10 protein-coding genes and 2 pseudogenes are annotated in these 15,092 nt (G+C 63.0%); 11 read left to right on the top strand and 1 reads right to left on the bottom strand.

Annotation, left to right across the window (positions count from 1 at the left end; genetic code table 11):
* From AO501_RS15805 to AO501_RS15790, 4 genes are read left to right on the top strand one after another with little or no spacing between them, the layout of a single operon-like run.
* A complete protein-coding gene (locus tag AO501_RS15805) occupies nucleotides 1-927 on the top strand; it encodes an ABC transporter permease (RefSeq protein ID WP_055578608.1) in 927 nt (308 codons plus the stop codon).
* Nucleotides 893-1,741: an ABC transporter permease gene (locus tag AO501_RS15800; protein WP_055578607.1), complete on the top strand. Its 849-nt coding sequence runs from the start codon at nucleotides 893-895 to the stop codon at nucleotides 1,739-1,741. The genes AO501_RS15805 and AO501_RS15800 overlap by 35 nt, the downstream gene beginning before the upstream one ends.
* Nucleotides 1,738-3,375, top strand: a complete 1,638-nt coding sequence (locus tag AO501_RS15795) for a dipeptide ABC transporter ATP-binding protein (protein ID WP_055578647.1) — start codon at nucleotides 1,738-1,740, stop codon at nucleotides 3,373-3,375. Before AO501_RS15800 ends, AO501_RS15795 begins: the two co-directional genes overlap by 4 nt.
* 35 nt (nucleotides 3,376-3,410) lie before the next feature.
* The gene (locus AO501_RS15790; protein WP_055578646.1) at nucleotides 3,411-4,142 is read left to right on the top strand and encodes a hypothetical protein; all 732 of its coding nucleotides are present in this window, start codon (nucleotides 3,411-3,413) and stop codon (nucleotides 4,140-4,142) included.
* A 436-nt stretch (nucleotides 4,143-4,578) separates the two neighbouring features.
* Here the strand turns inward: AO501_RS15790 and AO501_RS15785 are convergent, their stop codons facing one another.
* A complete protein-coding gene (locus AO501_RS15785; RefSeq protein WP_055578606.1) occupies nucleotides 4,579-5,436 on the bottom strand; it encodes an HAD-IB family hydrolase in 858 nt (285 codons plus the stop codon).
* Between the two features lie 504 nt (nucleotides 5,437-5,940).
* Here AO501_RS15785 and ssd point away from each other — a divergent pair.
* The 7 genes and pseudogenes from ssd to AO501_RS39415 all read left to right on the top strand — a co-directional run.
* Nucleotides 5,941-6,993, top strand: a complete 1,053-nt coding sequence (gene ssd / locus AO501_RS15780; protein ID WP_082658667.1) for a septum site-determining protein Ssd — start codon at nucleotides 5,941-5,943, stop codon at nucleotides 6,991-6,993.
* Nucleotides 6,990-7,601, top strand: a pseudogene (locus AO501_RS15775) (ATPase, T2SS/T4P/T4SS family); the annotation flags it as partial. The gene ssd and the pseudogene AO501_RS15775, both read left to right, overlap by 4 nt.
* Before the next feature lie 58 nt (nucleotides 7,602-7,659).
* Nucleotides 7,660-9,048 (top strand): tyrosine-type recombinase/integrase, encoded by a 1,389-nt coding sequence (locus tag AO501_RS15770; RefSeq protein WP_055578604.1) that lies wholly within the window; start codon nucleotides 7,660-7,662, stop codon nucleotides 9,046-9,048.
* Nucleotides 9,049-9,199: 151 nt separating this feature from the next.
* Nucleotides 9,200-10,915 (top strand): site-specific integrase, encoded by a 1,716-nt coding sequence (locus AO501_RS15765; RefSeq protein ID WP_231752511.1) that lies wholly within the window; start codon nucleotides 9,200-9,202, stop codon nucleotides 10,913-10,915.
* Entirely contained in the window at nucleotides 10,912-13,398 is a 2,487-nt protein-coding gene (locus AO501_RS15760; protein WP_055578602.1) for a hypothetical protein, read from the top strand. Before AO501_RS15765 ends, AO501_RS15760 begins: the two co-directional genes overlap by 4 nt.
* Before the next feature lie 477 nt (nucleotides 13,399-13,875).
* Nucleotides 13,876-14,112: a PE family protein gene (locus tag AO501_RS15755; protein WP_082658660.1), complete on the top strand. Its 237-nt coding sequence runs from the start codon at nucleotides 13,876-13,878 to the stop codon at nucleotides 14,110-14,112.
* Nucleotides 14,113-14,143: 31 nt separating this feature from the next.
* Nucleotides 14,144-14,716 (top strand): annotated as a pseudogene (locus AO501_RS39415) (PPE family protein); the annotation flags it as partial.
* Nucleotides 14,717-15,092 lie beyond the last annotated feature (376 nt).

Raw genomic sequence — 15,092 nt, 5'->3', positions numbered from 1 at the left:
ATGGGCTGGTACGTACTGCGCCGGATCGCCCTCATGATCCCCGTCTTCCTGGGTGCCACGCTGCTGATCTACGGCATGGTTTTTCTGCTGCCGGGTGACCCGGTGGCCGCGATCGCCGGCGATCGGCCGCTGAGCCCGGAGGTGACGGCCCAACTGCGCGCCCGCTACCACCTTGACGATCCTTTCCTGGTGCAGTATCTGCGCTACCTGGGTGGACTCGTGCATGGCGACCTGGGCCGCGCCTATTCCGGCCTGCCGGTCAGTGCTGTTCTGGCGCATGCCTTTCCGGTGACGATCCGGCTGGCTCTGATCGCACTGGTGGTGGAAGGCGTGCTGGGCATCGGCTTCGGGGTGATCGCCGGACTGCGTCAGGGTGGCATCTTCGACGCCACTGTGTTGGTCACCGGGCTGGTCATCATCGCCATCCCGATTTTCGTGCTGGGATTTCTGGCGCAGTTCGTATTCGGCGTCAGGCTTGGGTGGGCACCGGTCACCGTCGGCGGCCGCGCCACGTTCGGGCGGTTGCTGCTGCCCGGAATCGTGCTGGGCCTGGTGTCGTTCGCCTACGTGGTGCGGTTGACGCGGTCCGCGGTCGCCGCCAACGCGCACTCCGACTACGTGCGGACCGCAACGGCCAAGGGGCTGTCCCGGCCCCGGGTGGTGACGGTCCACATCCTGCGCAACTCGCTGATCCCCGTGGTCACTTTTCTCGGTGCCGATCTCGGAGCACTGATGGGCGGCGCAATCGTCACCGAGGGGATCTTCAATATTCACGGCGTCGGTGGCGTGCTGTATCAGGCGGTCACCCGCCAGGAGGCGCCCACGGTCGTGTCGATCGTGACGGTGCTGGTGCTGATCTATCTGGTCAGCAATTTGTTGGTGGACCTGCTGTATGCGGCGCTGGACCCGCGGATCCGTTATGTATAGACGCCCCAAGTTCCTCATCGCGGCGGTCTTGATCGCGTTGATCCTGCTGGTTGCCGCGTTCCCGGCGTTGTTCACCGGCGTCGACCCGGGCTACGCCGATCCGGCCCAGAGCCTGCTGCCTCCGTCGGCGGCGCACTGGTTCGGTACCGACCTACAGGGTCACGACATCTATTCGCGGACCATTCACGGTGCGCGGGCGTCGGTCACCGTCGGGTTGGGCGCGACGCTGGCCGTGTTCGTCGTCGGGGGGACGCTGGGTGCGTTGGCGGGGTTCTACGGAAGCTGGGTCGACGCGTTGGTCTCCCGGGTCACCGACGTCTTCTTCGCACTGCCGTTGCTGCTGGCCGCCATCGTGCTGATGCAGGTCATGCACCATCGCACGGTGTGGACCGTGGTCGCGATACTTGCCCTTTTCGGGTGGCCGCAAGTGGCACGCATCGCTCGCAGTTCGGTGCTCGAAGTCCGGGGCAGCGATTACGTGCTGGCGGCGGAGGCCTTGGGCCTGAGTCGTTTTCGAACGCTGCTCCGGCACGTGGTGCCCAACGCGATGGGCCCGGTGATCGCGGTGTCCACGATCGCGCTCGGCGTCTTCATCGTCACCGAAGCCACCCTGTCGTATCTCGGCGTTGGGCTGCCGACGTCGGTGGTGTCCTGGGGCGGGGACATCAATGTGGCACAGATGCGGCTGCGGGCGGGCTCCCCAATTCTGTTCTATCCCGCTGGGGCCCTTGCGATTACGGTGCTGGCGTTCATGATGATGGGTGACGCGCTACGCGATGGGCTGGATCCGGCGTCACGGGCGTGGCGGGCATGACGGGGCAGGCTCTGCTGGCGGTCGAGGGCCTGCAGGTGCGGTTCGGTACCGACGAACCGGTGCTGCACGGCGTCGATCTCAGGGTCGGTCGCGGTCAGACCGTGGCCGTCGTCGGCGAATCGGGCTCCGGGAAGTCCACCACGGCGGCCGCGATCCTGGGGCTGCTGTCACCGGGGGGACGAATCACCGGTGGGCGCATCACGTTCGATGGTCGCGATATCACCGGCGCCGACCGGCGGTCGATGCGCTCCATCAGAGGCCGCGAAATCGGTTACGTGCCACAGGATCCGATGACCAACCTCAATCCGGTGTGGAAGGGCGGCTTCCAGGTCCGGGAGGCGTTGCGCGTCAACACCGATGGCCGCGACGCGCGACGGCGCGCGGTGCAGTTACTGGCCGACGCCGGCATGCCGGACCCGGCCAAGCAGGCCGGACGATACCCTCACCAACTGTCCGGCGGCATGTGTCAGCGCGCGCTGATCGCGATCGGCCTGGCGGGGCGGCCCCGGTTGCTGATCGCCGATGAACCGACGTCGGCACTGGACGTCACCGTGCAGCGCCAGGTCCTCGACCACCTGCAGCGGCTCACCGATGAACTGGGTACCGCGTTGCTGCTCATCACCCACGACCTGGCGCTGGCCGCCGAACGGGCCGAGCAGGTGGTGGTCATCCACCGCGGCAAGGTGGTGGAATCCGGTGCCGCGCAGTCTATTCTGCGTGAGCCGGCGCACGAGTACACCCAGCGGCTGGTGGCCGCGGCCCCGTCTGTGTCCGCACGCGACAGGCGCTCCACCGAGATCCGGGAGCGGGTGGCCGCCGAGGCGGCCGAACATGCCGGAGCGCAGGACGACATCGTGGTGGTGTCCGAGCTGACGAAGACCTACCCGGAGAGTCGCGGTCTGCCCTGGCGACGAACGGAATTCCCTGCGGTGGATAGGGTTTCGTTCCGGGTCCGGCGTGCCAGCACGCTGGCGATCGTGGGCGAATCCGGCTCCGGTAAGTCGACCGTGGCGCGGATGGTCCTGGGCCTGCTGCAACCGACCTCTGGCAGCGTCGTCTTCGACGGAACCGACGTCGACGCGGTGCGCCAGACGCTGGCCTTCCGCCGCCGGATTCAGCCGGTCTTCCAGAACCCGTACAGCAGTCTGGATCCGATGTACTCAGTGTTCCGTGCCATCGAGGAGCCACTCCGGATTCACCGGGTCGGCGATCGTCGCCGGCGTGAGCAGACGGTGCGCGAGCTGCTGGAGCAGGTGGCGTTGCCGTCGTCGGTGTTCCACCGGCTGCCCCGCGAGCTTTCAGGGGGCCAGCGGCAGCGGGTCGCGATCGCGCGGGCGCTCGCGCTGCGGCCCGATGTCCTGGTCTGCGATGAGGCGGTGTCGGCGCTCGACGTGCTGGTGCAGGCGCAGATCCTCGACCTGCTGGGCGAGCTGCAGGCCAACCTGGGCCTCACCTATCTATTCATCAGCCACGATCTGGCGGTGGTCCGGCAGATCTCCGATGACGTGCTGGTGATGCGAGGTGGTCGGGTGGTGGAGCACGCGCCTACCGACGCGGTTTTCACCAGGCCCGCCCACGACTACACCCGGCAGCTTCTGGAGGCCATTCCCGGGACTCCGGCCGGACCCCGATAGGTTGGCAACCTGTGACTGACCCGCTGGCTCCGCTGATGGATCTGCCCGGCGTCGCCGAGGCGAGCGACCGGGCGCGCGAGGCACTCGGTCGCGCGCACCGGCATCGGGCCAACCTGCGTGGCTGGCCCGTGACTGCCGCGGAGGCATCCCTGCGTGCGGCGCGGGCATCCTCGGTGCTCGACGGGGGCCCGGTGCGACTGGACGACGTCGCGGATGCTGAGGGCGTGAGCGATCCGGTGTTCGGCGGTGCGCTACGGGTGGCGCAGGCCCTGGAGGGCGGCGGGGGAGCGCTTGTGGCGGTCTGGCAGAAGGCGCCACTGCAAGCACTCGCGCGGCTGCACATGCTCGCCGCCGCCGACCTGGTTGACGACGAACGGCTGGGCCGGCCGCGCGTCGATCCCGACATCGGCCGGCGGCTGGAGTTGCTCGCGGAGGTGGTCAGCCGACCCACTCAGGCGTCGGCGCCGGTGGTTGCTGCGGTGGCGCATGGCGAATTATTGACGCTGCGGCCCTTCGGCAGCGCCGACGGGGTGGTGGCACGCGGAGTGTCGCGTCTGGTCACCATCGCCACCGGGTTGGACCCGCACGGGCTCGGTGTGCCGGAGGTCAATTGGATGCGTCAGCCGGCCGCGTACCGCGACGCCGCGGGTAAGTTCGCGTCGGGCACCGCCGACGGCGTGGCGGGCTGGCTGGTGCTGTGTTGCCGGGCGCTGAGGTCGGGCGCGCAGGAGGCGCTGGCGATTGCGGAGGCGGTGCCCCGGCGATAGCTGGCAGATGGCCACAATAAGGACGCACAAATGCAAAGCGGGCGGCGATCCGAAATTATCGAATCGCCGCCCGCCAACACGGTTCTCGGTTACCAAGCGTGCATTTCTGGGCTGCGTGGGTGGCCTCGGCGCGTTTGCGACACTTCCTGCTGCGACCCCACCCAAAGGGCCGTCGGGGCAATCCGTTCTTCGCAATTACGCAGGCCCGCAACACTTCTGCCATATCAGTGGCTATGACTCCGCGTGGGTGCCGGGAACCGTGCTGGGTGCCCGGGTTGGGAGATCGAACCTTCTCTTCCGGATCGACCTTGGCCTCACCAGGCTGCCGTGACTCCTTTGTACTACTAGACCTCAGGCACAGCAAGGCCTAAACGTGTCAAAGTTGTGCAACGCAAATTAATTGCGCGCACTAAGTGTTTGCTGACGCTGCTGGCTGCTAGAAAGCGAAACGCCGCAACAAGGCATACGTGACCGCGCCTGCCGCCGCCGCGGTGACACCGACCGCGGCGGTCGTCGCGATCGCGGCGCCCGAGGGTGCCGGGATCCGGTCCCGCAGCGATACGGGTCGTGAGAACGACAACACCGGCCAACCCCGTTCGAGGGCTTCCCTGCGCAGGCCGCGGTCGGGGTTGACGACCGACGGGTGGCCCACGGACTCGAGCATCGGCAGATCGGTGATCGAGTCGGAATACGCGTAGCAGTGTTCGAGCGGGTAACCCTCGCGGGCGGCCAACTCGCGGATCGCCTGCACCTTGCCTTCGCCGTAGCAGTAGAAGCCGACCTCGCCGGTGTACTTTCCGTCTTCCACCACCATCCGGGTCGCCATCGCATGGGTGGCGCCCAGGGCGCGGGCGATGGGCCCGACGATTTCCTCCCCCGACGCGGACACCACGACGACGTCACGCCCGCACAGCTTGTGTGCGGCGATCAGATCCGCGGCTTCGGCGAACACCAGTGGTGTGACGATGTCGTGCAGCGTCTCGCCGACGATCGATTTCACCTGCGCGACATCCCAGCCCGTGCACATGTTCGCCAGGTGGGTGCGCATCCGATCCATCTGGTCATGATCGGCGCCGGAAAGCAGGAAGATGAATTGCGCGTAGCTCGACTTCAGCACCGCTCGCCGGTTAAGCAGACCCTGCGCAAAGAATGGTTTGCTGAACGCCAGGGTGCTCGACTTGGCGATGATGGTCTTGTCCAAGTCGAAGAAGGCGGCGGTGCGGGCACTCGGCAGCGCCGGCTCCGATGTTTGCGGCGAGATTTGCTGGGGCGCGGCCTCGTCGGGGGCGGTCACCAGTCCAGCATAGGTCGACGAAGCCTTGTCGCCGCGATGTTGGGCCCCAAAGTGGGCGGCTGAATACGGCTGTTGTCTTTCTGCCCACCGCATTTACACGGTTCAAGCCACTTATTTCCTTGCGCCGAGTACTTGCGTGACTCCCGGCTGGCATGTGTATAGTAAGCATTACTCGGCCTTGAGCCGAGGGTGTATCAGCCCGACCCCCCGGGGCTGATACACGACGACCTCCGCCTCCTCCCCCCCTGGCGGGGGTCGTCCCTTTTCTGGGGTAAAAATCTTTCTCGCCCACGGCGAAATCCCGCAACCTATGCGTTGCGGAGACGGCCCTTGTTCCCCCGCCGGCGGGGGCGCAGCGAACGATTTGGTGCACAGACCGGTCTTTCTCCACAGATCCCGCTTTGGCACTGGTGTCCAATACCGTCGGCGCCGCACGGTGGAGGGGTGAACGACCTTTCTCCGGGCGGTCGCCCCTCCGAACCCGCCGGATCGGGAGTGCTGGCGATCCTGGCGCAGCCGCACCTTCGCGAGGAAATCGACCGGGTCGCCGCAGCCGTCGGGCTGCGGGTGGTGCATGCCGGCGAGCGAAGTTCGGTGAGCAGGAAGTCGTGGTCAGCGGCTGCGGCGGTGGTCCTCGATCAGCAGGCGGCGCACCGGTGCGGCCGGGCCGCATTGCCGCGACGCGCCCACGTCAGCGTGTTGACCAGCTGTGACGCCGACGCCGATGCCTGGGCGTCGGCGGTGGCCGTGGGCGCCGAGCGGGTGCTGCAGTTGCCGCAACAGGAACACGACCTGGTCGGCGAACTCGCCGAAGCCGCGGAGTCGGCGCGCGACGACCGCCGCTACGGAGACGGCGTGGCGGTCATCGGAGGCTGCGGCGGCGCGGGTGCCTCCCTGCTGGCCGCCGCATTGGCGCAGACCGCGGGCGACGCACTGCTGCTCGACCTCGACCCGTGGGGTGGTGGCATCGATCTGCTGGTGGGAGGGGAGTCCGCACCCGGGTTGCGGTGGCCTGACCTGGCCCTTGCCGGTGGACGGCTGAATTGGCCGGCGATCCGCGAGGCGCTCCCGCGACAACAGGGCGTAAGCGTTCTGTCGGGTACCCGGCGGGGCTGTGAGTTGGAGGCGGATCCGGTTGCGGCGATCGTGGAAGCGGGCCGCCGCGGCGGCGTCACCGTGGTGTGCGACCTTCCGCGGCGGTTGACTGAGGCGACCCATGCGGCCCTGGACAGTGTCGAGCTGGTTGTGCTGGTCAGTCGGTGTGACGTTCGGGCATGCGCGGCCGCTGCGGCTGTCGTACCGGTATTGCGGGCGATCAATCCCAATCTCGGACTGGTCGTCCGCGGGCCGGCGCCGGGCGGATTGCGCGCGGCCGAGGTCGCCGACATCGCGGGCGCGCCGCTACTGGCATCGATGCGTGCCGAGCCGGGGTTGGCCGATCAGCTGGAGCGACGCGGACTGCGCTTGGGGCGCCGCACCGCGCTGGCTGCGGCCGCCCGCTCGGTGCTCGCCGTGTTGCCGAGCAGACGCCGGGCTCCCGCCGGGAGCGCGGCATGAACGGATCGTTGATCGAGCGGGTGAGGGAGCGGCTGGCCGCCGATCCGGGCCCGCTGAGGCCCGCCGTGGTCGCCGCGGCGATCCGCGCCGAATCCGGCGGGATCCTCGGCGACACAGAGGTGCTGGCTAATCTTCGGCTGCTGCAGACGGAACTGACCGGTGCCGGCATCCTCGATCCCTTGCTGCGCGCGCGCGACACCACCGACGTGCTGGTGACGGCACCGGACGAGATTTGGGTAGATGATCGAAACGGTTTGCAGCGCAGCCATATTCGATTTGCCGATGAGGCGGCCGTGCGGCGACTGGCGCAGCGGCTGGCGTTAGCCGCCGGGCGGCGACTCGACGATGCGCAGCCGTGGGTGGACGGACAGCTGACCGGGATCGGAGCCGGCGATTTCGCGGTGCGGTTGCACGCCGTCCTGCCGCCGGTGGCGGCTCGGGGAACGTGCCTGTCATTGCGGGTACTCCGGCCGGCTACCCAGGACCTGGCGGCGCTGACGGCCGCCGGCACCGTGGCGCGACGGGCCGCCGAACTGCTGTCCGGCATCATCGCCGCACGGTTGTCATTCCTGGTCTGCGGCGGGACGGGGGCCGGTTATGCTGAGTTGAGACGTGTGTCTCACTAAGTCGACTCTTTGGATTTGAGTCGTCTTCGGGAGGAGTGCGATGTATCGGGTGGTTGTCGCTAAGTTCGACGGGCTGGCTCTGGCAGAGGAGAGGCATCCCGGTATCTCACGGTGCGTGCCCAACCGCGACGAGCGTGTAAGCGATGGGTTTCCAATTGTGCTTGACGAGGATGGCTATCCGGCCGAACTTTTCTTAGCGTTTTTTGCTGCGAAAGAAGGCCTCGCTGCAACTACGCAATTGCAGTATGCGAATGCGCTAGTCGCGTTCAACAGATATTTGGAAAAACGAGGAGTTTTGTCGCTTCTTGATGCTTCAGATAAAGATTTGACAGCATATCGCCTATATCGCACTCGGAAATCGATTGAAACTATTGGTGATTATTCCTTTAGAGTCGACGGGTCGGCAATAAGACAGTTTTATTCGTGGGCTAAGAGCTCCGCCTTAATTGCTCGAAGCCCTGTGAAGATGTTGTCGCGCAATGGCCGCGATAACTTATCAACGAATAGACTACGCCATTCGAAGATTCGACATGTGGACAGCTTCCTATATCAAGAGTTGTTGAGGGCTGCGGGCGGGATGTACCAGACCTCGGGGATCGCAAGGTCGCCTGCGCGAAATGTAGCTGCTGTCAAAACCCTAGCCACGTCGGGCCTGCGACTGCAGGAATTTCGAAGCCTTCTGACCTTGGAGATTGACAACGGAACGCTGCTGGCTCAGGGCATAAGTATAGAGCTCGAAGCGACTGCGAAATATCGCATAAATAGAAACGTCATTTTGCCGACTTACGCGGTTCAGGCGATCCGGCGATACAGAAAGGTTGAGCGTCCGGATGTCGTGAATCGTGCTCAGCGCGCTTTGCATAATAGGTTGGACAGTTCCTTCGTCGTGACAAGCTTCACGAAATCGACTGGCAGGATCTCTGGTGTCTGGCAAGGAGATCGACTGGACTATTTGTTGCACCTTTTGCCAGTCGAGATGCGACTGAAAGCCATCGCGATACGTGACGACGGCAAGGTCGAGCCGCTATGTGTATTCATAAGTGAGGGCCGCGGCGTGGGAATGACTCGGTCTGGGTGGGAGGACTTGTTCGTTGGATTCAGTGACGCAATGTCGCGTCAGTTTCCAGAAGATGACCGCATCCGGAAGGTGACACCCCATGATTTGCGGCATACCTTCGCCATAAACTTCTTGCGAGCTGCGTACGCAGATAGGATGAAAGCAGTTCCGACTGCGTCACTCTTGGATCGCCCGGTAGCGCGGGACCCGCTGATCTGCCTCCAGGAACTGCTGGGCCACGCGAGTGCTGCTCAGACGTTGCAGTATGTCAGATATGTCGAAGACATCGACAGATTGGTGGCAGCAGCAGTCCCAAGCGCCGATGTCGAGGACATGGACGCAAGCGCGAGGGAACATGCCGCGAAAGAATGACCGCAAAATCGATGCGGATAGTCCGGACACGAGAACGTCCGCGATGAGCGCACCCTTAGCGATTGTGGGCATCAGACGCCTAGAGAAGCCCGCCCAGAATGGAGTGACGCGCGTCTGTGAGCTTGACCCGAGCAGCTATAGCCACAGCAAGTTGGCAGGACAATTGGCAGATCAGTGGATTGAGGTTGCCGGCGGCAGGTCGTCATCGGTCATCGACCTGCACCGGCAGGCTGTGGACAGCTATCTTCGCTTTGTCGAGAAGGCCGAAACGCCGGATTTTAACCTCAGCCTCAAGCCCGAGTATGTTGTCGAAACCTTGGTTGACTGGAGTAAATGGCTGATTGCCAAGTATCGAGAGAGTTCAGTTATGCCCTATCGAATGGCGAGCGTCGTTCAGGCGCAATTGGCTGGCGCGGTTTCCGACGGGGTGATCACTGACGCTGTCCTTTCTGCGGTTGCGCAAGGTCCGTGTCTGATCGCGAAACCGGAGGAGCAGCCACTTGACGAGTTTAGTGAGGACGAACTGCAGCAATTAGTCATTGCCGCGCGAGCTCACGTACGAGCCCTTCGCAAGCTTCGTAAGTGGGCGGAAAAGGCTGTGGCGGAATATGATGCGGGATTATTGACGGACGCCATTCATCAGCGGCTCGGACAAATGTTGAAGATGGCGGCTCAACTAGAACTGGTGGCGGAGTTGGAAATAGTGGAACCCGCGATCCTCGAACTGTTTCCCGCAGAGGCGCACCAGCTTTTCACGCTGGGACCTTTCGGTTACTCCCGTCGATTCGCGGCTGTACGATGGTGTTACCGGTCGTTATTTCCTATGCGCGCGGATCTGATCCCCTTTCGTGTATTGCTTATGGCCGGTACGGGTGCGTCGGCCGACGAGATATCTTCCCTGACGTTGTCTGACGTTGAGTGGCCCGACGACGGCGTCAGGCTGCAGATGACGAAGGCGCGCGCTGGGCGATCGAAAGGCAGATTTTTTCCAGGTTCGGCGCAACGCAACGGATGGGATGTCCCTAGTGTCGTCGCTGCGCTCCGCAGTTTTGGCGAGCCAGCGCGTACGGTGTCGGAGGATTGCCGCAACCAACTGTGGGTAAGTGTCACCCTCGGCAGTTATCACGGCATGTACCGCGTCACCCCGGTTGACTCGAACAAAGACCGGTTATCTAGGTGGATCGAGTCGGTGCAAGGGCTGCACGCCACCGGTGAGATTTCAGTCCCGCACGACTTGCGGCGGATTCGGAAAACAAAAGTGACGCAACGTGCTATCGAGTTGCGCGGCGTGATGGCTGACATTGCCGGAGATGACCACACCACCCAAGTTTTCTTCTCAAGCTATGGGCATACAACTACTCTAAAAGTGTATGCAGCAGAGGTGATTTCACGCTTTCAGTCAACCCTTGCCGAGGCGGTAAAGACCGGGTTCCACGCGTTCTTAGACGAGCGGGCACGCGTCGACGCGGGCACCCTGAAGGCGGCGCTCCCTATTGATTCGACACAAGCATCCGACATCAAGTCCGGAGCCCTTGACATGGGTCTTGTCGATTGCCAGAACCCGTATGCTTCGCCATTCACGACCAAAGGCAAACTGTGTGCATCTGCGCCGCTTTCATGCTTGATGTGCGAGAACGCTGTCGTGTTCACCGATCATCTACCGAACATCATCGCGTTGATGAAGGCGATGGATGCCGCGCGTACGTCGATGGGCCCCGAGGAATGGATTGCCACTTGGGGCGCGCAGTACGGTGCAGCTCAAGCGTTGATCGCAGCCCTACCGGCTAGCATTCGCCACACCGCAGAACAGGGAAGCTCTTCCGTTGCTGTAGACCTTCCCGCCTGGGCACCTCGAGGAACCCAATGACGTGGCCCGAAAATGACGATGCACGCAGCAGTTCGCTGCCGCTAGTCTCTGATCTGTTCGATCATTCTGAGGACGTATTCTCGAGTCGACCTGACCGGATCGATAACGCGCCTGCAATCTGCTTTGGCGCCTCGGAGTGGGATGCGTTCGGCGTCATCCCCAAGCCCCCCAACCGCCGGCGCAGCCACATGAAAGTGGTGTTTCCGGAGCACCCAGCTTGGTCGTTGCGCAGTCGCGAGGTCGCAATGGCCCTGCTAAATACGCGTGATCCTAGACTCTTGAATCGATCAGTATCTTTTGGCAGCCGACAGTTCTCGCTCGGACACGTCCGTTCACGGTGTGAGTCCTATCGGTACGCCGCTAAGTGGCAGGCGGACAACAACCTGCCCGACGACATCTCGATGTGGACGCCCCGAGACTGGTCAGGCATGGTCAAAGCCGCAATTGCAAAGGGGCTGAAACATGGAACCGTCAACAACCATGTGAACGCTATCCGGGACTTGGTGACACTTTCGCCGATCCTCACGGGTGGGGGCATCGCGTCCGACCCATGGAATGGCCAAACAAATCGTGTGATCACCAGAGCCGCCAGCAAAGGAAGGACGGAGGTCATTCCTCCAGCGCGGTGGATACCGTTGATTAGCGCGTGCTGGACGTACATCGACGTCTTTGCCGACGACATATTAACCCTGCGGGACACACACCGGTGTGAACTCCGTGTCGGACTCGACGAAGAACTGCGATTTGCTGCAGACGACGCGGAGTTCCGCGCGCACATCATTAACTACGAAGCAATGATGGATGATTTTCTGGAATCGGCGAACGCGGTGGTCCCTATGCGCTCTGTTCGCGGGAGAGCTGATCAAGTCAACTGGGTACGGCTCTCTCGCCTGATCACCGCCGGCTTGTCCGTCAAACTCTTTAGTAGCAACGATCGACGGAGAAATTTGATCGATGACGCCATCGCTGCGAAGGAAGTCACGTGCAAACGGCTTCCGAAAGCAGAATTCGAACTCTTGATGGCCGCGCGGCAAGGTGACGCCGCCATGCCCCAGGGCGTAGCAGCGCGCCGGAAGCCGCGCTACTACGACGCCGTGCTTGAGGACTGGCTCGGTCGCGGTGACAGCCGTGTCGCGGTCTTCGACATTGAGGTCGACCCAACCGACCTCAATGAGGGTGACATCAACTGGAAGCGAACTGAGCGCGTCGTGTTCGGGAACGACGATGGCCAGAGGAACATCCTGAACTCCAATCAGGAAATTGGACGCCGCCGCAAGCAAAAAATCCTGGAATTTGCGCGTTCGGGACACGTCTTTGACGCATCAAGAGGGTATCTGAGCAACCCTCGAGATTGCGTCGGATTTACACGCGTTGACAGCTCGGATCACGGATCCCGGCCGTGGCGGGACCAAATGTCTGACTACGAGGCTCGCTGTGAACTCAGAGCACTCAGAGCCGCATGCTACGTGTTCATCGCGGCCATGACGATGATGCGCGACAGCGAGATTCAAGACCTCAAGCGAGACTGCATGCGTAGTTCTTTCGGCGTGCTAGCGGTCAAATCGAACATCTACAAAGGGCGTTCGTCCAAGAAGCCGGCGCATTGGTGGATCGTCGATGAGGTTGCCGCTACTATCCGCATCCTTGAGCGTCTCAGCGTTCATCCTGAATATCTGTTCGGCAGCTTCGTTGATGGCGATCACGAAAAGGCAGACCCGGGCATCACAGCAAGTAGCGAAATCGACTGGTTGCTCACGCATTTGGCGGCGACCGGCGGCCGCAGCAGTCTGCCCTCAATACCGGGCGGCCCCAACCTTTCACCTCGCATGTTTCGGCGAACGACCGCATGTATCAGCCGCGACCTGGGGGGCAACGAGCTGGCGCTGAGCCACCAACTCAAGCACGTGATCGACTATTCCTACGCAAACTCGACTTCGCGTTACATGGCTCCCGACCCCGCGTGGGCCGCGTTGCTCAAGTCAAATAGCTCGGCGGACAACGTCGAGCATATGGTGAATATGATCAAAGAATCGGCCCAGACAAGCCATCCGCTCGCCGGTCGCGGCGGAGAACGACTGACCCAAGTGCTGAACGACGTGCTAGATGTCGACTCCGCCGCGGGATTTAGAGCGATCCTGATGTCGGATACGGAGATTGCAGCACTTCTGAAGAAGATTGCGCCAGAAATCCATTTCGGGCCGGCCAACGCATGCCTGTACGACGAAGATGTCGCTCTGTGCCGCCGCCATGCCAACCCCGAGGTTCGCGGTCCGATCCTTGGACTATGTCAACCGGCGCGGTGCTCGAACTCCGTCGTCGGCGTGGAACATCTCCCAGTATGGATCTCAGAGCTGCAGATGCTGAAGCAGACAATCGCCGGGACTCGTTTGAGTCCACCCCGCCGACAGGCTCTTTCCGATCGCCAAGCTGACGTCGAGCGGGTACTCGATCAGGCACACAAGCGGATTGAGGACGTCCCATGAGCCCACGAGACGAGATCCAGAGCGCAATGGAGCGTCTATTGGCCGGCGCCGCCGTACACACTGACGGGCGTTTGACCAGAACGAACTTAGCGTTGGAAGCCGGTGTCGGTCGCGCAACGCTGTATCGTCAGCACGACCTACTCGCCGAGTTCGTGAAGCGCATCGCTGAACCCGATATAGCGGAGCCGCGAAATTCTCAGAGCGTGATAATCACGCGCCTTACTAAGCTGCTCGCCAAGGAACGAACTCGGCGCCGCGAATCAGATCGAATCGCAAATGGACTGGCTTTGGTAGTGGCGGAACTCTACCGCAGGCTCGACACAGACTCCGTTGCTGACCCAGATCGCCGAATCATACCGATCAACTCAAAATCTCACTAAACGCTAAAACGATCCATCATCGCAATAAAGGGTACAGAACCAACCGACTAACGGTTCACCTATTTCACATAAATTGACGAACTCTGCCGAGCGGCGAATGCCATTCGGAGATGGGGCTTTCAGGGCACGGCTTGCCTCGACGACCGGGGTGGCGCCAGCGGCCGGCGACGAAGTTTCGGCGCTGGCCGCGGCCCAATTCGCCGCGCACGCGCAGTTGTATCAGGTGGTGTCCGATCAGGCCACTGCGATTCATGACCAATTTGTCGCCGCCCTGGGGACCAGCGCTGGCTCCTATGCCGACACCGAGGCCGCCAACGCGGCGACCACGGGCTGAAGCGGCGAGAGGCAATTGAAGGGATACGCGAATGGATTTCGGGGCGCTCCCACCGGAAGTTAACTCCGCCAGAATGTATTTGGGTCCCGGCTCTGGGCCAATGCTTGCAGCCGCGACCGGCTGGGATGAGTTGGCCAGCGAATTGACTTCGGCGGCAACCGCTTATGCGGCAGTGATCTCACAGTTGGCTGCTCTGTCATGGCATGGTCCGGTCGCGGCATGGATGGTGTCCGCAGTTGCGCCCTACCTGTCATGGATGACTACCACCGCTGCCGGAGCGGAGTCGGCAGCCGGCCAGGCGCGAGTCGCGGCGGCAGCCTATACCGCGGCGTTCGCGGCAACCGTACCGCCGCCGGTGATCGAGGCCAACCGCACCCTGCTTCTGTCGCTGATCGCCACAAATATTCTCGGGCAGAACACTCCGGCGATCGCGGCTACTGAGGCCCAATACGCGGAAATGTGGGCTCAAGACGCGGTGGCAATGTACGGCTACGCTGGTTCGTCCGCGGCCGCATCAACATTGACGCCATTCACCTCGCCCCAACAGATCACCAACGCAAGCGGGCTTGCTACCCAGGGTGCCGTCGTCGCCCAGACCACCGGTGGTTCGGTGGCCACGGATACACAGGCGGCGTTGATGCAGCTGACGTCGACGGTACCTAGGGCGTTGCAGAATCTCGCCTCGCCGCTATCGCCGGGTTCGGTGATCTCGGGGCTGACCTCGCTGAGTCCGGTGCTGTCGGTGACCAGTTCGACTGCCTGGATCGCCAGTGCAGGGCTCTCGACCGGGGAAAAGCTCAAGGGCCTGCTCCCCGTCGCGACCGCGGCATTGGCACCGGCCATTGCTGGCGGCGGGGGCTCCGCAGCCCTTGGAGCGGGCTCGGCAGGTCTGGAAAGTTTCACTGTCGGCTGCCAGGTGAAAGGGACCACTTCAGGGGTGTTTTTGCCATGAGCATGGGACCACCTGTTTGCCATTGATG

The sequence above is a fragment of the Mycobacterium gordonae genome (assembly GCF_001417955.2).
Taxonomy (GTDB): domain Bacteria; phylum Actinomycetota; class Actinomycetes; order Mycobacteriales; family Mycobacteriaceae; genus Mycobacterium; species Mycobacterium gordonae_B.
The sequence above is the reverse complement of the archived record's forward strand: the minus strand, read 5'-3'. Positions and strand labels throughout refer to the sequence as shown.